General features: G+C 54.1%; 22 protein-coding genes. 3 read left to right on the top strand and 19 right to left on the bottom strand.

The window, feature by feature from the left end; genetic code table 11:
* Nucleotide 1 precedes the first annotated feature (1 nt).
* Entirely contained in the window at nucleotides 2-874 is an 873-nt protein-coding gene (locus SCARR_RS04680) for a Nif3-like dinuclear metal center hexameric protein (RefSeq protein WP_136060354.1), read from the bottom strand.
* Between the two features lie 23 nt (nucleotides 875-897).
* Here SCARR_RS04680 and SCARR_RS04675 point away from each other — a divergent pair, with 23 nt between their 5' ends.
* Complete coding sequence (locus SCARR_RS04675) at nucleotides 898-1233, top strand: rubredoxin-like domain-containing protein (protein ID WP_136060353.1); 336 nt, start codon at nucleotides 898-900, stop codon at nucleotides 1231-1233.
* A gap of 192 nt (nucleotides 1234-1425) precedes the next feature.
* Here the strand turns inward: SCARR_RS04675 and SCARR_RS04670 are convergent, their stop codons facing one another.
* The 9 genes from SCARR_RS04670 to recA form a co-directional block, all read right to left on the bottom strand.
* On the bottom strand, nucleotides 1426-1896 hold the full coding sequence (locus SCARR_RS04670; RefSeq protein ID WP_136060352.1) for a V-type ATP synthase subunit K: 471 nt from the start codon (nucleotides 1894-1896) through the stop codon (nucleotides 1426-1428).
* A gap of 31 nt (nucleotides 1897-1927) precedes the next feature.
* Nucleotides 1928-3727 carry a V-type ATP synthase subunit I gene (locus tag SCARR_RS04665; protein ID WP_136060351.1) on the bottom strand — a complete coding sequence of 600 codons (1800 nt, stop codon included), beginning with the start codon at nucleotides 3725-3727 and terminating at the stop codon, nucleotides 1928-1930.
* Nucleotides 3724-4311, bottom strand: a complete 588-nt coding sequence (locus SCARR_RS04660) for a V-type ATP synthase subunit D (protein WP_136060350.1) — start codon at nucleotides 4309-4311, stop codon at nucleotides 3724-3726. Before SCARR_RS04660 ends, SCARR_RS04665 begins: the two co-directional genes overlap by 4 nt.
* Before the next feature lie 20 nt (nucleotides 4312-4331).
* On the bottom strand, nucleotides 4332-5810 hold the full coding sequence (locus SCARR_RS04655) for a V-type ATP synthase subunit B (RefSeq protein ID WP_136060349.1): 1479 nt from the start codon (nucleotides 5808-5810) through the stop codon (nucleotides 4332-4334).
* The gene (locus SCARR_RS04650) at nucleotides 5800-7542 is read right to left on the bottom strand and encodes a V-type ATP synthase subunit A (RefSeq protein WP_136060348.1); all 1743 of its coding nucleotides are present in this window, start codon (nucleotides 7540-7542) and stop codon (nucleotides 5800-5802) included. Before SCARR_RS04650 ends, SCARR_RS04655 begins: the two co-directional genes overlap by 11 nt.
* Before the next feature lie 43 nt (nucleotides 7543-7585).
* A complete protein-coding gene (locus SCARR_RS04645; protein ID WP_136060347.1) occupies nucleotides 7586-8131 on the bottom strand; it encodes a DUF2764 family protein in 546 nt (181 codons plus the stop codon).
* A gap of 12 nt (nucleotides 8132-8143) precedes the next feature.
* Nucleotides 8144-8755, bottom strand: a complete 612-nt coding sequence (locus SCARR_RS04640; RefSeq protein WP_136060346.1) for a hypothetical protein — start codon at nucleotides 8753-8755, stop codon at nucleotides 8144-8146.
* A 108-nt stretch (nucleotides 8756-8863) separates the two neighbouring features.
* Nucleotides 8864-9829, bottom strand: coding sequence for a M28 family peptidase (locus SCARR_RS04635; protein WP_136060345.1), 966 nt, complete (start codon nucleotides 9827-9829; stop codon nucleotides 8864-8866).
* A gap of 4 nt (nucleotides 9830-9833) precedes the next feature.
* Nucleotides 9834-10859, bottom strand: coding sequence for a recombinase RecA (gene recA, locus SCARR_RS04630; RefSeq protein WP_136060344.1), 1026 nt, complete (start codon nucleotides 10857-10859; stop codon nucleotides 9834-9836).
* 230 nt (nucleotides 10860-11089) lie between these two features.
* Between recA and SCARR_RS04625 the strand changes: the two genes are divergently transcribed.
* Both SCARR_RS04625 and SCARR_RS04620 read left to right on the top strand, forming a co-directional pair.
* The gene (locus tag SCARR_RS04625; RefSeq protein WP_136060343.1) at nucleotides 11090-11266 is read left to right on the top strand and encodes a YqaE/Pmp3 family membrane protein; all 177 of its coding nucleotides are present in this window, start codon (nucleotides 11090-11092) and stop codon (nucleotides 11264-11266) included.
* 176 nt (nucleotides 11267-11442) lie between these two features.
* A complete protein-coding gene (locus tag SCARR_RS04620) occupies nucleotides 11443-13056 on the top strand; it encodes a SulP family inorganic anion transporter (RefSeq protein WP_136060342.1) in 1614 nt (537 codons plus the stop codon).
* Between the two features lie 72 nt (nucleotides 13057-13128).
* On the opposite strand, the gene ppk2 is transcribed toward SCARR_RS04620, so the two are convergent.
* From ppk2 to gspD, 9 genes are all read right to left on the bottom strand, one after another.
* The gene (gene ppk2, locus SCARR_RS04615) at nucleotides 13129-13947 is read right to left on the bottom strand and encodes a polyphosphate kinase 2 (RefSeq protein ID WP_136060341.1); all 819 of its coding nucleotides are present in this window, start codon (nucleotides 13945-13947) and stop codon (nucleotides 13129-13131) included.
* A gap of 101 nt (nucleotides 13948-14048) precedes the next feature.
* Entirely contained in the window at nucleotides 14049-15017 is a 969-nt protein-coding gene (gene trhO / locus SCARR_RS04610) for an oxygen-dependent tRNA uridine(34) hydroxylase TrhO (protein ID WP_136060340.1), read from the bottom strand.
* Nucleotides 15018-15077: 60 nt separating this feature from the next.
* Complete coding sequence (locus tag SCARR_RS04605) at nucleotides 15078-15419, bottom strand: hypothetical protein (RefSeq protein WP_281281165.1); 342 nt, start codon at nucleotides 15417-15419, stop codon at nucleotides 15078-15080.
* Between the two features lie 24 nt (nucleotides 15420-15443).
* Entirely contained in the window at nucleotides 15444-15740 is a 297-nt protein-coding gene (locus tag SCARR_RS04600) for an FAD-binding oxidoreductase (RefSeq protein ID WP_168432999.1), read from the bottom strand.
* Nucleotides 15741-15802: 62 nt separating this feature from the next.
* Nucleotides 15803-16738 carry a putative 2-dehydropantoate 2-reductase gene (locus tag SCARR_RS04595; protein WP_136060337.1) on the bottom strand — a complete coding sequence of 312 codons (936 nt, stop codon included), beginning with the start codon at nucleotides 16736-16738 and terminating at the stop codon, nucleotides 15803-15805.
* A 100-nt stretch (nucleotides 16739-16838) separates the two neighbouring features.
* Entirely contained in the window at nucleotides 16839-17018 is a 180-nt protein-coding gene (locus SCARR_RS04590; protein ID WP_136060336.1) for a hypothetical protein, read from the bottom strand.
* Nucleotides 17019-17209: 191 nt separating this feature from the next.
* Complete coding sequence (locus tag SCARR_RS04585; protein ID WP_136060335.1) at nucleotides 17210-18022, bottom strand: TrmH family RNA methyltransferase; 813 nt, start codon at nucleotides 18020-18022, stop codon at nucleotides 17210-17212.
* Nucleotides 18007-19251, bottom strand: coding sequence for a Mur ligase domain-containing protein (locus SCARR_RS04580; protein WP_136060334.1), 1245 nt, complete (start codon nucleotides 19249-19251; stop codon nucleotides 18007-18009). The genes SCARR_RS04585 and SCARR_RS04580 overlap by 16 nt, the downstream gene beginning before the upstream one ends.
* Before the next feature lie 9 nt (nucleotides 19252-19260).
* Nucleotides 19261-21618: a type II secretion system secretin GspD gene (gene gspD / locus SCARR_RS04575; protein WP_136060333.1), complete on the bottom strand. Its 2358-nt coding sequence runs from the start codon at nucleotides 21616-21618 to the stop codon at nucleotides 19261-19263.
* Nucleotides 21619-21694 lie beyond the last annotated feature (76 nt).

Raw genomic sequence — 21694 nt, 5'->3', positions numbered from 1 at the left:
ATCAGTTAAATTTAATCGGGTCAGAATCTATTTCCGACACGCAGATGTCAACCCCGTTGCCCAGCGCTTTGCGGAGAATTTTTCCAAAAACGGGGAGATAGCCGCGTTCGGTGTTGGTATGCTCGCAAAGAATGACGTGCGAACCGTTTAAAGTCGAAGCCAGCACGTTATGGTGGCTCATCTCCCCGGTCAGGTAGCAATCGGCCTGAATGCCCTTGAAAGCATCGGTTCCGGCCCCGGCGCAAAGTGCGACGGTCTGGACGGGTCCATCTTTGGATGCTGATGCGATCCGCAATGTTTTCAACCCTAGATGCTTCTTTATGCGTTGGGTCAGTGTTTTGAGCTTAACCGGTTTTTTCAGCTCAACGAGGCGTCCTTGGCCGGCATCGGAGTTTCCCAAAGGTTGGAGAACCGAAACCTCGCCTTCGCCGACGCCGTCAGCCAGCCAGTCGTTCACGCCGCCGATAACCGCATCGAGCGCGGTGTGGGGGGAGTAGACCGCAACGTTTTTCTGAATCAGCTTCATGACCGTGCGGTCGTAGGCATTGTCCGCATTCAGGCGGCTCGCGGGGCGGAACAGGATCGGGTGGTAGGCCATGATCAGGTCAACCTTTCCTGCAATGGCCTCGTCGGCCACGGCTTCGGTCAGGTCGATCGTCAGCAGGATCTTTTTCACGTTGCGCGGGCGCAGCGGATTGATCAGCAATCCAACATTGTCCCAGTCTTCGGCAATGTGCAGCGGGGCGATGTCTTCCAAGGTTTGAATAACGGTCTGTAGTTTCATGGCGCACATTATGCATAACCCGCCAAAAGCCGGAAAGGCAAATGTGGGAAGGCTGAACTTGATTTCCTGCGTATTGGTTTTAAACTTCATGTTACCTAACTAAGGAGTACAACATGAAGAAATGGAAATGCGAAGTATGCGGATACATTCACGATGGCGACGAGGTTTGTGAGAATTGCCCAAAATGCGGAGCGGCTGCTGAAAAGTTTACTGCACTCGATGATGCTGCGGCCAACTTGATAGAGCGCTCTCGCTATACCAATGCGCTTCATGCGCAGTTGATCGACCTAGCCCGCCAGATTGAGCGCGTTTGCGAAGCCGGCATAAAGGATGCGCTCGATCCGGGATGTGTGAAGGTTTTTGAGCAAAGCCTCAAGGCGTCCTACATTCAGATGAAGCTTTCCATGACGGAAATGCAGGGCCATATGAACAAAGGCAAGTGGGGATAGATAAAAAAGTTCGTAGTCCCGCCTTTAGGCGGCTCTGCGCACGAACCGTCTAAGGGCGGGACTACTTACCTTGAACAAAAAAAACGCCTCGGATTGCTCCGGGGCGTTTTTCGTAGACGAAGCATCTTGCTTCGTTGGGTATTTTCAGGCGTGTAGCCCGTGCAAACGGAGCAGGATGCTCCGTTTACGTTCTTATTTGAGGGCCATCTGGATGAAGATCATCACGAAGAGGGCGACGGTTTCTACGATACCAAGCGTGGTTAGGTAGTTACCGAATCCCTGGCCTGTTTCTGCCATGGCGTCGGAGCCTGCTGCGCCGGCCTTGCCTTGGTACCAAGCAGACATGCCCATGGCAATGCCTCCGATGATGCCTGCGCCAAGAACGGCCGGCCACATAACCGCAGCTGTTTCAGCTAGAGCCATTTTGTTGAAAGACAGAAGCAACAGCAGTCCGTAAATCGTCTGAGACAGTGGCGCGCCGATAAATACGAGTAGAATGAACGGAGCAGGCTTGCCTTGCAGGTAGCATTTTTTCCATGCGCCAATACCAGCCATGCCGGCCGTTCCGGTGCCCAGTGCGGATCCAATGGCTGCGAATGCGAGCGCGGCGGCTCCGCCGAGCTTAATCATTGCGGGTGCAAGTTCAGGTGCTAGATCTAACATAATATTTCCTCCGGTTGATGAATTCTATTTGTTAAAGGTTGTCGTTTGATTTTTTAAAAGGATTGAAGTGTATACCTGCCCACTCAACGCCGGCATGGCTGGAAAATTCGAGAGTGTTCAGTCGAATGCCGTGAACCATCACGCCCATCGCCCCGAGAATAATATTCAAGGCATGGCCGGCGAAAAGAATCAGGGCGCCTCCAATGGTAAACTTAATGGCTTCCCCCTCTGGGAAGGCCATTCCGTTGAAGGCCTGGGCAATCGCCAAAGAGGCGGCGCCTACAGCATACAAGCGAACGTATGAGATGATATCCACGAAGTTGTTGATGACATCCAGCGCAAGCGTAACCAGCCCGAAATAGGATTTGGTCATTACCAGACTCAGGACGATGAGGCCGATGCCGGTTCCAAGCATTGGAAGCTGCGAAGCGGTCACCCAGGTCGGGAGCTCAATATTCAGTACCATGTTCAGCACCACGCCAAAGAGCATCCAAGTGCAGCAGAGCCATCCAAGATCCTGCAGGCAGGCAACGGAATTGATCTTGCGAATCAGATTCCATACATGCGCGATAGAAATATGAATGGTTCCGATGGAGAAGCAGATGAACATGACGTTCTTGGCGGCCAGATCGGAGTTCCAGCTTCCATCAGCCATCTTGCCCGTCATATAGCTGCTCGAGAGCGCCTGAAAAGGAGCGGGAAGGCTTTCAAGCCGGATGCCGAAATAGTTCCCGGTGAGCACGCCGAAGATAACGCAGAAGGCGCTCATGACCATCATCAGGTTCAAGCCCGGCTGTGCAGCGGCGTTGCCTTTGGTTTTTAATTTTCCAAAGAGTGTCAAACCAATGAACAGCAACCCATATCCTGCATCGCCAATGATGAAGGCAAAGAAGATGCTGAGGAAAATAAGGAACAGGGCGCTAACGTCCAGCTCCTTGTAGCCCGGCACCACGCCGATCATATCGAGCGCCGCCTTGATGGGGGAAACCCATTTCGGATTGCGGAGCAGGGTGGGTGGTGCGTCTTCGGCATCAACATCTTCGAGTTGGTAGCCCCAGCCGTTTTCCTGCGCCGCCGCAATAAGGTCATCCTCGCGGTCTACGGGATAGAATCCCTTCAGGTAAGCAACAGCCTGTTCGGCTCCCATTCCGCTCTGCACTTCCAAATATTTAACCGAATCCGCGGCGTTGCTAGCTACCTGCTCGACGAGCAGTTTGTCGCCGGCATATTTCTGGAATTCAATTTCGGTTTCTTCCAGCGCTTTTTTTGTTTTTTCAATGTGGTGGAGGATGCGCGAATGCGAACGATCCGGCAGTTTCACTTCGTGCGCCGGAATAGCGAATTCTTCCCGGCTGACGGCCAGAACGTAGATCAAGGTTTTATCGCGGCTGATTTCGCTGATCGCAATGCCGTCAGGAACTTCTGGCGTGTCCTTGACCGGAAGCTCGTAGAGCTTCACAAAAAGGCCACCTTCGTTGAGCTTGACGATTTCTCGGGGATCAAACTCGCCGAACGGGGTGATGCGGCCGTGTTCGTGTTCCAAGGCTTGGAGGGTTTCCTTCAGTTCCTTTTCCTTGTGGATTAACTTCCAGACGGTGTCTACCAGTTGGTCGCCATCTTTGCCTGTCGGGTCGGCATCGGGGCGCGAGGTGAGCACTTCCCGGGCACGCTGCACATAAAGCAAATGGTTTCGGGCTTGATCAAGCTCGGAACCTTCCGGCGCTTGGACATGCTCCACATGAACCACTTTAAGCTCGCGCAGCTTTTCAAGCGTCTGCTTCTGTTGCGTAGGGGTGCAAAGGAGCGTCAGTTTTTTCATCTTAACGATCATGCGTTTTTCCCTTTGGCAATTTTGGAGCGGGCAACGGCGGCCGTCTGCTGGTCGCCCATAAAGATGCGGATTACGCGGATGTTTTCCTTGGCTTCCGGAATCTTCACTTTTTCGAAGAGGTTCACACGCTGGGTGGTTGTGCGAAGCTCGTCTCCGAGCAGGCGGTGCTGCTCTTCGAGGATCTGGCGCTCAACGCGAAGCCGCGTCAGCTGTTTAAGTGTTCTGGTCCCTTCATCAGTCCAGGGCTCTGTTTCAAACAGGTTAATAGGAATCTTTTTAAACACGAGGTCGTCGAGAATCGGGATGCTCACACCGGCAATATTGCCAAGCGAAGTTTTAAGCGTTTCAAGCTCGGCATACGGGCTGAGATCGATCGGCTCGGAGTAGAGCTGAATCCACGAGCTGAGTTTGGCGCGGGCTTCCTGTTCTTCATCGCGTTTAACCAGAATTTCCTGGTCAAGGCGCCGCATCTCCATCTGAAGCTGTTGCTTCTTAAGCTGGAGTGTCGGGAGGTAGCGACTGAATCGCTTAAGCGAATCACGCTGCGTCTTGAGCTCGTTTTTGGTTAACTTGATTTTGGCCATTTTTACCGTCCGTCCACGGGTTACGCTTTTTTCTCGGGCTTAGCCTTTTCTTTCTTGTCGGATCCAGCCTTCGGTTTTGCGTTTTCTTCCTGCTCGGGCTTAGCCTTCTTTTTCTTGTCGGATTCAGCCTTCGGTTTTGCGTTTTTTTCCTGCTCGGGCTCAGCCTGTTCCTCTGGCACCTGATCGGCCTTGGGGGCGCCGGCCTGCTTCGGCCAGAACTTGTCAGTGTATTTGGACTGAATGCCGGTCTCAGCAGGCTCAAAGCAGTCGGCCAGAATTTTCCAGCCATTATCAAGCGCTTCTTCGAGCGGAGTGTTCATCGAAATGTCCATCATGCTGGCTTCGAACTGTTCGCCATATTTAAGCAGCTTGCTGTCCCAATCCGACATGCGGAATCCCATAGACTGTTTTTCCAGGGTTTCTTTGTAGTTCGCATAAAGCTGAATCATGGTATCCATGATAACACGGTGGTCATCGCGGGTACGGTCGTTAACCTGCTGCTTCAGACGGGACAACGAACCGAACGGCTCGATGCGGCCGTTTTTCAGGTAGAACTGGCCTTCGGTAATATAACCGGTGTTATCCGGTACAGGGTGCGTTACGTCGTCACCCGGCATGGTGGTCACGGCCAGAATGGTGATCGATCCACTGCCTTCAAAGTCAACGGCTTTCTCGTAACGGGCGGCCAGCTGCGAGTAGAGATCGCCCGGATAACCACGGTTCGAAGGAATCTGTTCCATGGTAATCGCCACTTCCTTCATGGAGTCGGCAAAGTTGGTCATATCGGTCAGGAGCACGAGTACGCGCTTGTCTTCCTGGGCATACTTTTCAGCAACGGCCAGCGCTACGTCCGGCACGAGCAGACATTCAACCGTCGGGTCGGATGCGGTGTGAACGAACATAACCGTACGGGAAAGGGCGCCGCTTTCGTCCAGCTTGTCGCGGAAAAAGAGGTAGTCGTCGTGCTTTAGGCCCATGCCGCCGAGAATAATCACGTCTACTTCGGCCTGCAGGGCGATCTGCGCCAGCAGTTCGTTGTAGGGTTCGCCGGCCACCGAGAAGATCGGGAGCTTCTGCGATTCAACGAGCGTGTTGAATACATCAATCATCGGAATGCCGGTACGAACCATGTTGCGCGGAATAATACGCTTGGCGGGGTTAACCGAAGGGCCGCCGATGTCGATCATGTTTTCTTTGATCTCCGGGCCGTTGTCGCGGGGTTCGCCGGATCCTGTGAAAACGCGCCCAAGCAGGTTTTCGGAGAACGGAATCTGCATGGTCCGGCCGAGGAACTTAACCTTGGCGTCGGTTCCGATGCCGCGACCGCCGGCAAACACCTGCAGGAAGACATTTTCGTTTTCTAGGCGTATCACCTGTGCGAGGGAGACGCCTTGTGCCGAGTCAACCTGTGCCAGTTCGCCGTTAATTACTCCGTCGGCTTTAACAACAATCACGTTACCCGTGATCTGATCAATCCGATGATAAACTTTATTCTGCATAGTCAGAAACCTCCGCGAGCGTTTTAGTCATTTGCTCTTCAATCTTATTAAATTCATCAGACTGGAATTCACTGTTGTTCCAGTCTCGGCAGGTCTGTGTGAGCTGCTGGAAGAACGAGCGGGCCTGCCCCTGGTCTTTAAACTTCATTTTGGTGTCTACCAGCTTCAGCAACCGGTCGAATACATATTTCTGGCGCTCCACAGAGTTCGCGGCATCGGTTTCGACAAAGGCGTTCTGTTGAAGATACGTGGCGTCGATGTATTCTGATTTCATGTACTGAATGAAGTCGTCGATCGACGTGCCTTCTTCACCGACCACTTTCATCATCTGTCCAACTTCGGAACCGTCGCGCAGCATCTTGCGGGCTTTGGCCACTTTATCGAGTTCCACCACCGAAGGATATTTGCTCCAGGAATCAAGCGGGTCAATGGCCGGGTAGCGACGGGCATCGGAACGGGCGCGGGAAAGGCCGTGGAAGGCTCCCACCACTTTAAGCGTGGCCTGCGTTACCGGTTCTTCAAAGTTGCCGCCGGCTGGGGAAACGGTTCCGCCGATCGTGACCGATCCGGTTTCGCCGTTGTTCAGGCGAACCACGCCGCCACGTTCGTAGAAGGAGGCGATTACCGATTCGAGGTAGGCCGGGAAGGCTTCCTCTCCGGGAATCTCTTCCAAGCGGCCGGACATTTCACGCAGCGCCTGCGCCCAGCGGGACGTGGAGTCGGCCAGCAGCAGGACGTCGAGGCCCATCTGGCGATAGTATTCGGCCAGCGTCACACCGGTGTATACCGAAGCTTCGCGGGCGGCCACCGGCATGGAAGAGGTGTTGCAAATAATCAGCGTACGTTCCATTAGTGATTTGCCGGTACGCGGGTCGGTCAGTTCGGGGAATTCACGAAGTGTTTCCACCACTTCACCGGCGCGTTCTCCGCAGGCCGCGATGATTACAATGTCGACCTCGGCGTGACGGGACATAATCTGCTGCAATACGGTTTTGCCGGCACCGAAGGGGCCCGGAACACAGAAGGTTCCGCCTTTGGCGACCGGGAAAAAGGTGTCGATCGTGCGCAGGCCGGACGCCATGGATTCGGTCGGGCGCAGGCGTTCCGCGTAGGCCTTGATTGGCATCTTGATGGGCCATCTCTGCATGATCTGGCATTCGCGGGCGTTGCCTTTGTCGTCTTTCAATACAGCAACGACTTCTTCAACCGTGTATTCGCCGGCGGTAACGACGGACTCAACCGTCCATTTGCCGCGGATGCCGAAAGGAACCATTACGCAGTGGTCGAACATGCCTTCAGGAATGGTGCCGAGCGTGTCGCCGGCAGTCACGGTGTCGCCAACGTTGGCGACCGGAGTGTAGGCCCATTTGGTGTCGCGGGGCAGCGCGGGCAGGTATTTGCCACGTTGCAGGAAGAAGCCGCACTCTTCAGCCAGGCGGGGAAGCGGGTTTTGAAGTCCGTCGAAGACCTGGGTCAGCAGGCCTGGCCCCAGTTCCACCGAGAGCAGGTCGCCGGTGAATTCAACCGGGTCGCCGATTTTCAGGCCGACGGTGTCTTCAAACACCTGGAGCTCGGCCGTGTTGCCTCGGATTCGGATGACTTCCGCTTTCAGTTTCAGGTCTCCGTTGCCGACGCAGGCATAGGCCACTTCGTTCTGGATAACAGGCGTGTTGAATTCAACCTTCAGCAGGTTGCCGTTCACCCCGATGATTTTGCCGATGTTTTCGCTCATAGTCTTTTTTCCTCTATCCCTATAAAAGCAACGACCGCAGAGGCTAGGCTTCTGCGGTTTCTTCTTTTTCCGTATTCGCCGTGATGACGGCTTCGATCTTTTCTTTGCCGGTGTGCACGTCCATGCGGTTCCAGCGTTCGACAATTTTCAATTGGATGCCATAGCCCAGCACCTTTTCAAAGCCGAAGAAGTTTTGCCCGATCAGCTCGTCGGTCAGCTTCCAGCGGCCGCGGTCGAGCGTCTGCTCAAGCTCAACGGGGTCGGTGCGGGTGAAAGCGTCCGAGACGAACGTTTCGATGGTGCCGCTGAATCCGTCGTGGGGCTGAAGGTATTCCTTGAAGTCAATCCCCAGCTTCTGTCCGCGGTGGCGCGCAATCGCATTGCGGATCTGGCACTCCAGATCATAAATCATTTTGCAGAGCGGGCAGGGGGCAATGTCGGCTTCTTTGAGCAGTACCTTGCGGAGAATTTCAGTCTCGCGCTCGGTGACCCATTGCGCGCAGTTGCTGACATACTCCTCCGTCGAAAACGGCGGTTCGTCCCCGATCTGGAGGTTCGGCAAGCTGGCGACAAGTGAATAGTAGGCCATCGTCAGTTCCGGTTAGGCGTTGGTGAGCTGTTCGCGGGCAACAACGCTGACCGTTTTTGCGAGTTCTGGACGCAGGAAGGTGGCCAGTGCTTCGGCCACGGCTTCGCCGGTATAGTCGAGGTATACGTTTTTGTCCTTAAAGCTTACTTTGAAGCCGCTCAGGATTTCCGAGTCGGACGTCAGCTCAATGCTCTGTCCGGAACTCTTGGCGATGGATGCGCAGTAGGAGGTCAGGGCGGCTTTGTCGTTTTCGCTTACCACCAGTTGAACGCTTCCGCTTCCCATGGCAACCGCGCTGGTAATCATTTTTTCGAGCACGTTGCCGGAGAGGGCTCCGTCGACTTCTTTGCCGAGAACCGCAGTCACGACTTTTTCGCAACCCTGTCCAACAGTGATCAGCAGGTCGCGGGCGGCCTGTTCAAGGGTTTTAACTGAACGTTCGGCAAATGCTTCCGATTCGGTTTTTGCTTTGGCTAGGGCGGCATTGGATTTTTCTTCAGCTTCGGCAATGATTTTGGCGGCTTTGCCCTTTGCCTGAGAGATGATGGTCTCGGCCTGTTCATTGGCTTTTTCGACCCCTTCTTTTTGGATTTGCTCGATCAAATGCTTCAATTCTTCGGCCATTGTTTTCTCCGGTTCTTTGGTAAAAGGTTATCGATAATATTGGATTGAATGAAACTGGCAAGCCCGTTTTTACAAAAACATATAAAACACCATTGTTTTAGTCGGTATTTAAAAATAGGCTAGTTTTTTCAGTAGTTGAAGTGTAATTTCCCCAGTGATTTCAAGGCTTTCTGTAGAAATGTTGCTGAGGTTGTCCGCCGAGGTGTGCCAGTAGTCATTCAGCCCCGGTTCGGATCCGAATTTAAAATCAATAATGTCGATGGCCGGAACTCGGGCGTCAAGAAAGGGCTGATGGTCGTCGGTGATGATGGAGTCGCGGGCAAGAGAGAAACGATCCCGGTGGCCGGTGGCATGGGCGGCCTTGAGCAGTTCTTTAACCAAAACCTGCGAACTGTTGTAGGGGACCGTGAAATGCAGATCCTTGTCGCCAATCATGTCGAGCAGCACCATGGCCTTAATCGCTTTGATTTCACCGGAACGTTGCATGGATTTAACCATATGGCGGCTTCCGTGCAGTCCGTCGCCCGGAATATATTCAGCAATGCCTTCTTCGCCGTCAAAAAACGTAAAGATGAGTCCAATGTCCGGAACCTGCCCCGCGTCTCGTGCCAGCGCCGCCATCCGCGCGAGCTCCAGCAGCACGCCGGTGCTCGATCCAGAATCGTTCGCCCCCGGAAAATCATCAATTCCGGGCATTGTGTCAAAATGCGACCCTAGAACGATCCAAAGGTTGTTTTTCCCAGGAATTCGGCCGGACACATTGTGGAAGGTTTTTTGACCCTCTGGTGTTTTGTCCTTAAAGGTGTCTATTTCGACCTCAATGCCGAATGCTTCCAGGCGCTGTAAAATATGTTCGGCCGCTTTCTTTCCGTTGGGCGTTCCCGCATCGCGCGGAGTGAACTCCAGCAATGCCGCAACCTCGTCGTAGGCGCGCTGTCCCTCGAAAGGCGGAAGCTCAACCATTTCCGGTTGGCATCCTAGAAAAATGGAGCCCATGACCGCAAAGGCGCAAAGGCGCGAAGCATTAACGGCTTTGCGCCTTAGCGCCTTAGCGGTCGAACGGTTTATTTGCATGGGTTTATTTCCCGGCGACGGCTTCTTCTTTGGACTTGAGGATGCGCTCGACGACCGAATCGCAGAGTGCCTTGTCTTCCTTAAGGGCGCGGACGGCGGAGTCGCGGCCTTGGCCGAGCTGCGTTCCGTCCATCGAAAGCCAAGAGCCTTTCTTGTCGATGATGCCGACTTCGATGGCCATGTCGATCACTGAACCGGTGTAGGAAATGCCTTCAGCGTAGAGAATGTCGAATTCGGCCTGCGTGAACGGCGCCGCCACTTTGTTTTTCACCACTTTAACGCGAGTGCGGTTGCCGAACACTACGCCAGCCGAATCCTTCAGCTGTCCGATGCGGCGGATGTCGAGCCGGACGGAGGAGTAAAACTTGAGTGCGCGTCCGCCGGGGGTGGTTTCCGGGCTGCCGAACATGACGCCCACTTTTTCGCGGATCTGATTGGTGAAGATTACGACGCAGTCGGAGTGGCTGATGGCGGAGACCAGCTTGCGTAGCGCCTGCGACATTAGGCGGGCCTGCAGACCCACGTGGGACTGTCCCATTTCGCCTTCCAGCTCGGCGCGCGGCGCGAGGGCGGCAACGGAGTCGATCACCACTACGTCGAGCGAGTTGCTCTTCACCAGCGCTTCGCAAATGTTAAGCGCCTCTTCGCCGGAATCCGGCTGGGAAACCAGCAGGTTGTCGATGTCGACGCCAATTTTTTTGGCGTAGCCCGGGTCGAGCGCGTGTTCAGTGTCGATAAAGGCCGCCGAACCGCCGGCTTTCTGTGCGTTGGCGATTACGTGCGAAACCAGCGTGGTCTTGCCCGAGGATTCCGGACCGTAGATTTCGACGATGCGACCGCGGGGCAGCCCGCCAATGCCCAGTGCGATGTCGAGGTTCAGTGCGCCGGTGGAAATCGATTTGATATGCCGGTTGGCGCAGGCGTCGCCTAGTTTAACAATCGCCCCCTCGCCATACTGTTTCTGAATTTGCGCGACTACGGTGCTGAGTGCGGAAGCACTGTCTTTGGGGGAATCTTTTTTTGCGGCCATGCTGTTTTCTCCTTGGTCGGCGATACCGGGGTTAAATAAGCCGTGAAATTTATCAAACCCCGGCGAAGTGTCAACGCCACCCGCAGTTAATCCATTAGAATTTTTATCTAATACCAGAGATACGCCGGAAATATGATCCATTAGCTATGGAATTGACGTAGGGAAGGGTATTGTGCAATTTAGCTTTTCAACTAAACGGGATGCATGACCTCTACAGCGGAGAAACAGTTATGAGCATAAAAAACAATAAGTTGGTGATGGTTCTTCTCGCGATCTTCATTTCTCCGCTGGCCGCCTATTTCCAAGTCGGCATAACGTTGCATTTCTGGGTCACCCTCGCGCTCTACTTCCTCGCGCTGGGCTGGATTTATGCGCTGTGGCTGGTGCTGACCGACCAGTCGGCGTAAGCGCTCCGCGTTGCTTGATTTTGAACTGTTGCCATGGATTGGTGGACGACCGGTGTTTGGTCGCCCGCTCCAATAGGCATTTTCCAGACCCTCGCTTAAAACACCCCAAAAAGACTCGCGTTGAAGGGAGAGTGTGGGATAGTCGCGCGCTTTTAGCGAATTAACGGGATTAAAAAATGACCAAAACCAACAAGTTTTTCAAACTGACGATCGAGCGGCCCCGCAACATTAAGAACGACATTCTCTCCGGCCTGACCGTGGCGCTGGCCTTGGTGCCGGAAGCGGTGGCGTTCTCGTTTGTGGCGAAGGTTGATCCGGTGGTCGGCCTCTACGCGGCCTTTATGATGGGCTTGATCACTGCAATCTTCGGCGGTCGGCCGGGAATGATCTCCGGCGCAACCGGTGCAGTGGCCGTCATTTTTGCTCCGCTGATGATTGAGCTGGCTCAGCCGGGCATGCTTCCCGAGGGCGTGACCAAAGAGGGCTACCTGTTTGCCGCCGTTATCCTGATGGGTGTTTTACAGATGCTGTTCGGCATACTGAAGATGGGTAAGTTTATCCGTCTGGTCCCGCATCCGGTCATGCTTGGCTTTGTGAACGGTCTGGCGATTATCATCTTCAAATCGCAATTCGAAATGTTTTATGTCGGCCACGGAGAGCATGCACATCTGCTGCCCATTATTGATTTCTCAATCATGGGAGGCATGATTGCTCTGACCATGGCGATTAGCGTTTACCTGCCCAAGCTTACCAAGGCTGTGCCGGCCACACTGATGGCCATTGTTACGGTAACGGTCATTTCAATCGTGTTGAAAAAAACGGGCATCCACGAAGCCCGCAATGTACTCGATTTTGTCCAAGGCATGGATCCCTCCAAGGAAACCATTGCGGCCGGCCTGCCCACCTTTGGCATTCCTTCTGTCGCCTTCACTTGGGCCAATATTAAGATGATTCTGCCGTATTCGGCGCTCGCGGCGGCGGTTGGCCTGATTGAATCGCTGATGACGCTGACGCTGGTCGATGAAATCACAGAAACCCGCGGACGCGGCAACAAAGAGTGCATTGGCCAAGGGGCTGCCAACCTGGTGAACGGTTTCTTCGGCGGCATGGGGGGCTGCGCGATGATTGGGCAGAGCATGATCAATATCCGAGGCGGTGGCCGAGGACGTCTGTCGGGCATCGCTGCTGCATTGTTCCTGCTCGCTATTCTGCTTGTCGCTGCGCCGTTAGTGGAGATTATTCCGTTGGCCGCACTCGTTGGCGTTATGTTCATGGTGGTGATTGGAACCTTCGAATGGTCGAGCTTCCGGGTATTGCCCAGCGTTCCGAAAATGGATGCTTTCATCATCATCCTTGTTTCCGTTGTAACCGTGCTCCACGACCTCGCGATCGCCGTGCTCGTGGGCATCATTGTTTCCGCGTTGGCATTCGCCTGGGAGCACGGCAAGAAAATCCACGCCAACATTCGAACGGACGAACATGGCACCAAGGTGTATCATCTGGAAAGCGCGCTCTTCTTCGGTTCAGCCCAGTCGTTCAAAGATCTGTTCGATCCGCTCAACGATCCGCAAGACGTGGTGATCGATTTTGAAAATGCGCGCGTCTACGACCATTCCGGTATCGAAGCCATCAACAACATTACCGAACGCTACGCGGATCAAGGCAAGTTCCTGCATCTGCTCAACCTGAGCAAGGAGTGCCTGAAACTGCTCAACAAGGCCGACAACATTGTTGAGTTAAGCTTTATCGAAGACCTCGAATGGCACATCGCTGACGATAGGTTGGCGTAGCCTCCTCGTCATTCCTCCTGATGGCTCGTTCTCGATGAATCGAGAACGAAGATCGAGGACGAGGAGGATTTTTTAATAGATATGCGGCACAAAGTTTTGCTCTTCGTGCGGGGGGCGCTCATAGGCGCTTTTATCTTTCCGGGGGGGAAGCTTGATCGGTTCCGGGGTGAGGTCTTTGTAGGGGATTAAGCTGAGCAGGTGCGAGATGCAGTTCAGTCGCGCCTTCTTTTTGTCGTCTGCCTCAACCACCCACCATGGCGCTTCTGGGATGTCGGTGAACTCGAACATTTCATCCTTGGCCTTTGAATATTCCGCCCACTTCTCGCGCGACTTCATATCCATCGGGCTAAGTTTCCAGCGTTTGGTCGGATCGTCGATCCGCGACAGGAAACGCTTCTCCTGCTCTTCGTCACTGACCGAAAACCAATATTTGACCAGAATGATTCCGGAGCGAATGATCATGCGCTCGAACGAGGGGCAGGACTTAAAGAATTCCATCACCTGCTCCTCCGTTAAGAATCCCATGACGCGGTCGACGCCACCGGCGTTGTACCAAGAGCGGTCGAAGAGAGCGATCTCGCCGGCGGCGGGAAGCTCGGGGACGTAGCGCTGGAAATACCACTGGGTCTCTTCGCGTTCGGACGGTTTGCCGAGGGCGACCACCCGGGCAACGCGCGGGTTGAGGCTTTCGGTGATGCGTTTAATCACGCCGCCCTTGCCGGCGGCATCGCGCCCTTCGAAGAGCACGACCACCTTGAGGCCTTTGTGCTTCACCCATTCCTGCAACTTCACCAGTTCTATCTGAAGGCGTTCCAGTTCGGACTCGTAAAATTCCTTCTCCAGCTTTCCGTTTTTTTTGTATCCCTTTTTCCGCTTCTTATCGTCCGACACAGCACGCCTCCTTTAAATGGAAATAATTCACCGGAAAGTTTAGAACGCGCAGGGAAAAGCGTCAAAGGGAAAGAGCCGCTGAAGCATTAAGCGGAACGCCGTTATTGGCGTTCTTTCTGAAGACGCTTCAGCTTACGACGTTTTTCGGCAGTCTGGATAGCGTCGCCGCCGATGTGCTCCTCGCCTCGGCTGCGGGCAAGTTCGATCTGCCGCTCGCGTTCCATGAAGCGGGCTTTACGGTCGGCGGAAAACTGGCCGTGGCAGTGGGGGCAGCTGGCTCCCTTTTCGTACAGAGGGCTCTGCTTGTCGTTTTCGGTAATCGGCATCCGGCAGGCGTGGCACTGATCATAATCGCCTTTGACCAAGTCGTGCCCGACGGCTACGCGGTTGTCGAAGACAAAGCATTCGCCTTGCCACAAGGAATCTTCTTGAGGGATTTCTTCCAGATATTTTAAAATGCCGCCTTTGAGGTGGTGCACCTCGTCGAAGCCCTGTTCCTTGAGGTAGGCGGTGGACTTTTCGCAGCGGATGCCTCCTGTGCAGAACATGGCAACCTTCCGGTGTTTAGAGGAATGGAGGTGGTTTTCCACATAGCTGGGGAATTCGCGGAAGGATTCCGTTTCGGGGTTAACGGCATTTTTGAACGTGCCGATGCTGACTTCGTAATCGTTGCGCGTGTCGATCAGCAGCGTTTCCGGATCGCTGATCAATGCATTCCAGTCTTTAGGGGCGACGTAGGTTCCCACGGTATGGCGTGGGTCGATGCCCGCAACGCCCATGGTGACGATCTCTTTTTTGAGGCGCACTTTGGTGCAGTAGAAGGGGTTGGCATCGTCGAACGATTCCTTGTGCTCGAGGTCGGCCAGGCGCGGATCCGATTTTAGATGGGCGAGAAGTGCGTCGATCGCCTCGCGCGAACCGGCCACGGTTCCGTTAATGCCTTCGCCGGCCAGCAGCAGCGTGCCGCGTATGCCATGCTGGTTCAGGAAATCGAACAGCGGTTGGCGCAACGCTTCAAAGTCGTCCAAGGCTGCAAATTTATAAAGGGCACATACAACAATTGTTTTCATGGCGGGGTTGTTTATCGGTAAATATGTGCAAGTTCAATGAACAATAACTGAAAACAACGGCTAGCTGTGGAAGAACACCTCTCGATGGATCTGTCGCAGGCCGACGTCGTTGGCTTGCAGCCATTCCGACACCTCGTTCACCATGTTTTCGAGGCCGCAGCAGTAGTAGTGCGTTTCGCTGCAGGAAGGAAGCCGGCCGAGCAGATCGGTAATGCGGCCGTAGTGGTGGCTGGTTTTTTCGCGGGAGACAGCCAGTAGGCTAGGGCAAAATTCACGAAGGCTGGAAAATCCGACGGCATCGGCTTCGCGCCGAACGCCGTAAAGGCAATGGACGGGCGACTTGCTGAAGGTTTGCATGTACGAGAGGAAGGGGGCGATGCCTGTGCCTGTGGCTAGAAAGATAAACGGGGCGTCGCCGATATCCTGTCAGGGACGGAACCAGCCAAAGGGCGGCGTGAGCCGCACGGCGTCGCCGGGCAGTCTGGCCATCAGCCAAGGAGAAACCTCGCCACCCTCCATCATGCGTATCACAAAGCAAAGCTCGTCCTCATTCGAGCCAGACGCAATGCTGTAGGGGCGCGATTTGCCGTCGGCGGTGTAGAGGGCAACACAGTCTCCGGGAATGAATTCCAGTCCGTTGCGCGCCAGAGCCAGTTCAAAAAGCTCGCCACTGATAAGCCGGACCTGTTTTACCGCATGCGTTGTATCGTCTAGGTTAATCATGAAATTCCTCGGGGTGAATGCACGGAGGTTATCCATGAAATCGACGCTAATTGCAACTGCGTCTAAATAGCGGGGTTTAGTGCCAGCAACTGACGGTACAGCTTTTCGGTCTCGGGCATCGCGACGCCGGCGGCTTTGGCAGCCCGGATAGGATTCCCGTAAATGCTCTCGATTTCCATCGGCTGGCTTCGGTCAAAATCAAGCTTCATGCTGGGTGCATAGGGTTCCATCTTTTCGGTATCCGTCATCATTTTTTCGATGAAGGCCGGATCTATTGGACGAGCGCAGGCCGTGGAGGCCGTGGCCACTTCGTTCATTAATGCCATGCACAAGCCACGGGTTTCCGGATTCTTGATCAGTTGGTCGGTCAGCTCGTTCCGGACAACGGACAGACCGTTGAAAGGGATGTTCCAAACCAGTTTTCTCCAGCGGGCAAGCGGGAGGTCTTCAACCAGCTTTATCGGAATGCCGGCGGCGGCCAGTCGCCTTCCCAGTAGTTCAAGACGCGGGGTGATGCCGCCGGGCATGCCGTCGGACCGGTATTCGCCGAGGGTGATTAGTCCATAGTCCAGATGACGGATATGTCCTGGAGCAATCTTGTTGGAGCAAAGAAAGCACAAACCTCCGATCACATTTTGTGCGCCGGCAATGGAAGCCATTTCCTCTTCGCTGCCAAGACCGTTCTGCAAAGTAAGCACAATATTCCCGTCTTTGGCGGCATGTGGGAGTATATCGTGCAACGCTGCGTTGGCCGTGGTCTTCAGCGCCACCACGACAACATCGCAATGCGGCAGGTTGGCTGGGTTGCTGTAGGCCTGAACATTTGGAAGTTGGAACCCGCCGTTAACAGATTCGATGATCAAACCATTGGCGCTGACATGAGCATAGTCGTTATGAAGCAGAAAATGGACGTCCGCTCCCGCGTGTTGAAGCAAGCCTCCGTAGTACCCGCCTACGGCACCGGTTCCAATAATTGTAAAGCTGTTGGGCTCGTTCATGGGAAAAGAGTGTCACAGCATCGGGGGCTAAAAAAAGAAAAACCAGCTTCCTATGTTATTTCCGAAAGCCGGTTCTTTTCCGTTGTTCAGCTGGGGTTCGCTAGGATTCCTGAAGCTTCAGTTTGCTCCCGGATTTAATCCATTCTCCTAGGATAATCTTGCAATACGCTCCTGTTGAGAGCTGCATCGAAGCAGCGCGACGTTCCAGTTCCTCGGCCATCTCCAACTTCATGTTGATACCGATGGTCTTTGTACCTTTTCCTGCCGGATTAGTAGCCATAATCTGCCTCCTTCGCTTTCGTTTCGACTTGTTAAATCATACATCCATATTGAGCATTTGCAACAAAAGTTTTGATTAATAAACTCTTGTTTCGTCAGGCGTCGTTGCCCAACTCTTTCATAAGACAGTATAGAGGGTGGAGCGTTGAACTTTTTTTTGAAAAAAAGTGATTGGCAATAAATACGAGTGTTTTAAGGGGTTTTCCGCCTCTGGCGAACGGCTTCATAGAGGAGGATGGCCGCCGCGGTGGAAACATTTAGCGAATCGTTTCTTCCAAGCATTGGAATGCTGGCTTTATGGTCTGCACCTTCAATCCATGTCTGCGAGAGGCCCTCGTCTTCCGCGCCGACAATGATGGCGGTGCCGTTTTTCATGTCAATGTCCGTGTATTCCTGCGTGGCGCCCGGAACCGCGGCCAGCGATTGGATGCCGCGTTTTTTCAGCCACAGGAGGGTTTCTTCGGTCGATGCCTCAGCCACCGGCATGAAAAACAGCGTGCCGATGCTGGCGCGGATTACATTGGGATTGTTGATGTCGGTTTTGTGGTCGCAGGCAATGACCGCATCGACGCCGGTGGCATCGGCTGTGCGCAGAATGGTGCCCAGATTGCCCGGTTTTTCAAGATCCTCGGCAATCAGCAGCAATGGATTGTCGGGCAGTTTTAGCTCGTCGAGTTTTTTGCCCACCAGCGGGGAAAGCGCCATAAGTCCATCTGACGTGTCGCGGTACGACATTTTGCGGAAGGCCGTTTCCGAACATAGATAAACGGTTACGCCGCTGCTGCGGATCTTGGAAACCAGTTTGTCTGCCTCAAGGTCTAGATATAGCTCTGGACAGCAGTAGAGTTCTTTAAACCGCCAACCGCTATCGCTGGCGCGAAGAATTTCGCGGTATCCTTCCACGAGGGTTTCTCCGGTTTGCCGCCGCACGTTGCTCTTGCGTAGCTTGACCGCCGCTTTTACACGCGGATTTTGAGGGCTTTCGATGATTAGGGCATTTTCCATTCGGCTACCAGTCGTTTGGCGAACAAGGGCAGTTCGGGGTCGCGCGCGCCCATTCCAAGGATGGCCTCGCCCGGTTTTGCCCGCTGTTCAAGTTCGGTTTTCAGGATCGTGTAATCCGGTACGAGAAGAGCAGGAACATCCCGCGCGTTGAGGCGGGCGACCAGTTCTTCCGACGACGTTTTGCGGTCGACGGTTCCGCCTGCATAGTAGACCGGCAGGATCATGATGGATCCGCCGTTTTTATTCCAGTGGAGGGAAAATGCTTTGACCAGCTCGTCCATGCCTTGAAACAAAGGCGTAAAGCCGTGAGGACGCCAGAACGCATGAACCGTGCCGTATGCCTCAGCAACAGCGGAAAGGGATGCCTCAATTTTCGCTGGATTATGGGCATAGTCGTCAAGGACTGTGGCGCCTCCTGCTTCGCCTGCGATTTCCAACCGGCGTTCAATGCCCTTGAACTGTGCGATGGCATCGCGCACGAGTCCCATATCAAGGCCGAGCTTGGCACAAAGAGCCTCAGCGCAGCGGGCATTTTCGTGGTTGTGCTTTCCGAGCATTGGAACCGTCAGGTCAATGTTTGCAGCAACGGGCCCCCGAATGGTGATGCCAGAGGTCTGGCATTCAAACTGGTCGAACAGGGCGTGCAGCTCGTCGAGTTCGTAGTGGTCTTTGAAGATGTTGGTGATAATCGTATGGGTTGGGTGGAATGCGAGGAACGATTTGTCAGATTCGTCCGCCTCGATAATCCAGAGGCTGGATGAGCCCTTGCGGACATTCCCCGGAGTTGAGGGGGTTTTCCAGTTCAGAACGGATGCTCCGTTATAGACGGACGGGTCTTTTCCAAGGCTTTCGAAAATCCAGCCAAGGAGGCCGGTGGTGGTGGTTTTTCCGGCCGTTCCGGCGACGGCAATCAATTCGCCGTCTCCGACAAGCTCCTTCAGGAATATCGACCGGTGGAGCAAGGGAATGTTTAAAGACCTGGATTGTTGGAGGTCTGGATTGTTGGATTCTATGGCGGTGCTAAACACCACGGCATTGGTGTTTTCGGTTATGCCGCTTCCATCCTGATCAGAAATAATAATGCCGAGATTTTCCAGACCTTGGAAAATTTCGGCATCGGGGCTGTAGGCCCGGTCGGAGCCGGTTACTTCGAATCCGGATTGGGCGGCCAACTGGGCAAGGCCGTTCATGCCGACCCCGCCTATGCCGATGAAGTGAATGCGCTCCATGCTGAGAACCTATAGGCCAAAGGTTTCCAGTTCTTCCTCGAAATGTTGTCCCTTGTCATCTTCATTTCGTTCTTTCTGCGACATTTCCATGTTCTCTTTCTCTTCGTCATCGTCTTTTCTACGGTTTTTGAAGGCAGATCCAGACCATTCCTTCCCGGGCCAGTCTGTTTCTCGCATATCGATGGAGTCGTAGAGCCGTTCGCTTTGCACCTTTGATTCCTCCAGATTGGCCAGCACATAGGGGGTCATGAGCACAATCAGTTCGGTCTGTTGGTTTTCTTTGGTGGTGCTGCTAAACAGGTAGCGCCCAATGAAGGGAATATCCCCAAGGAGCGGAATCTTAGTTACGGCATCACGAACCTCGGAACTGATCAGCCCGCCGAGCGCAATGGTGTTGCGGTCGGGTACGGAAATCTGGGCTTCGAATTCCCGGTTGAGAATGATGGGAACATCATTTCCGTCAATCGAAACGGTTCCGCCCACCTGATCGGCTTGCTGCAATATTTCCATTACAACGACGCGCTGGGGATTGATGCGGGGCGTGACGGTAAGGTTGATGCCGATGTCTTTGTATTCATAGTTTGAGCTTTGTGTGCCCGAACTGTTGGCGTACGAGGAGGTTGAAGTAACAATCGGGCGCTGTTGGCCAACGGCAAGGCGGGCCTCGGTATTGTCGGTGGTCATGATGACCGGCGTTGAAAGCAGACGTACGTTGCTGTCGCTGGCGGCCAGATTAATAGCGATCTCGGTATTGATGCCCGTGAGGTTTTGGTAGTAGGTCAGCGCACCGGCCGCCACCGTTCCTAAGCCGTTGGTGGAGCCGATGAGATTGCTTCCGTCCCACGCGCCTACTTTTTCGCCAGAATCGTTGCGGTAGAGCCAGTCGATGCCGTGGCGGAGTTCATCGCCCAGAGTAACCTCAAAGATCGCCGCTTCAATCATCACCTGCTCCAGCATGATGTCCAAACCGGCAATTACGGTCTTGATGGCTTCGATGTCGCTTTTGCGCCCCATGAGCAGGATGGCGTTAGAGCGTTCATCGGCCAGGATTTTAGTGTCTTCGGATAGCCGGTTTAGATTTTCAAAGGACGCTGCTTTATTGATAGGTGCGGCATTCGGGGTGACCCGGCTGCTGCTGCTTCTGGAGCTGGACGATGTCGAACGGGACGACGGGCTGCTGCTTCTTGAACTGCCGGAGCCACTGCTGGTGCTTCTCGAGCTGGAGGTGCCCGAGCGCGAGCTGGAGGCCGCACCAATAAGGTCGTTCAAGGTTGATGCCAGATCTTGGGCGTCGGCATATTCTAGGTTAACCACCTCAAAGGTGGTGGCCGGCTCGACCTCAACGTCGAGCACATCGATGATGTTGTCGAAGAAGGAAAAGTTTTCTTCTTGCGAGAAGATCATGATCAGATTGGTCCGTTCGTCGGCCATTACTTTGACGGTGCCTTGTATAAGCACGGTCGCACTGCCTTCGGTCTGCGAAATTGTGGCCTTTGTTGGGGCTTCGGTCTTGGTCTGGGAGGTGCGGGCGCGGATGACACCGGGCGGTGTGCGGGCGTAGGGATTTCCTGCGGGGGCTGTGACGGTAGCGCCTGTCGTCTTTTGATCGGCCTGCGCCATTTGAATGATTTCGTTGAGCTTGGCGGCAATCGCCGTAGCTTCGGCAAACTCAATTTCGTATATGCGCGGCTCGATCCGTGCGCTGGCTTGGTCGATAAAGTCGATCAGTTCGCGAGCGCGCTTAATGTTGGCTTCGGTATCAGTGATCATCAGGCTGTTGCTGCGCTGCAGCGCCAGGATTTTTCCATAGGCATGCATGACGTGCTGGATGGCCGCCTGAACTTCCGGGATTTCAACATGCTGAAGCTGAACGATCTGGGTTACAAATTTATCGGAGCTCAGCAGCTCATTATCTTGACCCATAGTGATTTGCAGACCTTGGCCGCCCAGGTCGCCTTGGGTGGCGGCAACAACCTTGATGTATTTGTCGCCCATCGGAACCAAGGCAATATTGTTCATGGCGAGAATGGCTTCAACAACCTTGATGCTCTCCGACGTGGTCAGTTTGTTGGCCTTGAGCGTGACGGTGGCCTTGACCGCATCCGTTTTGAGGTAGATTTTATCCGTCCATTCGCAGTACATGGTCATGACCGTATCGAGGTCGGCCCCTTCGAATGCAAAATCTTGAAGCTTTTCAGGTTTCGCAGCTTTTTTAGGGAGTTCCTCCACCTGGTCAGCACCCGCGACAGATGGAGCCGCAGGGCGTCCCAAAGGAGGCGTAGGGCTGTCATTCTGAGCGAGAATGAGGGTTGGGGAGGTGAATGCGAAAATAGATAAAGTCAGCAATAAGGTTTTTCTGTATTTCATAGGAGGAATATAACCCAATAGTTTTTGATTTATTGCAGTCTAATTGCCTGTTTGAAGAAAGCAAGACGCTATAGCG

Source organism: Pontiella sulfatireligans (genome assembly GCF_900890705.1).
GTDB classification, from domain to species: Bacteria; Verrucomicrobiota; Kiritimatiellia; order Kiritimatiellales; family Pontiellaceae; genus Pontiella; species Pontiella sulfatireligans.
This window is presented reverse-complemented; position numbering and strand designations above follow the sequence as displayed.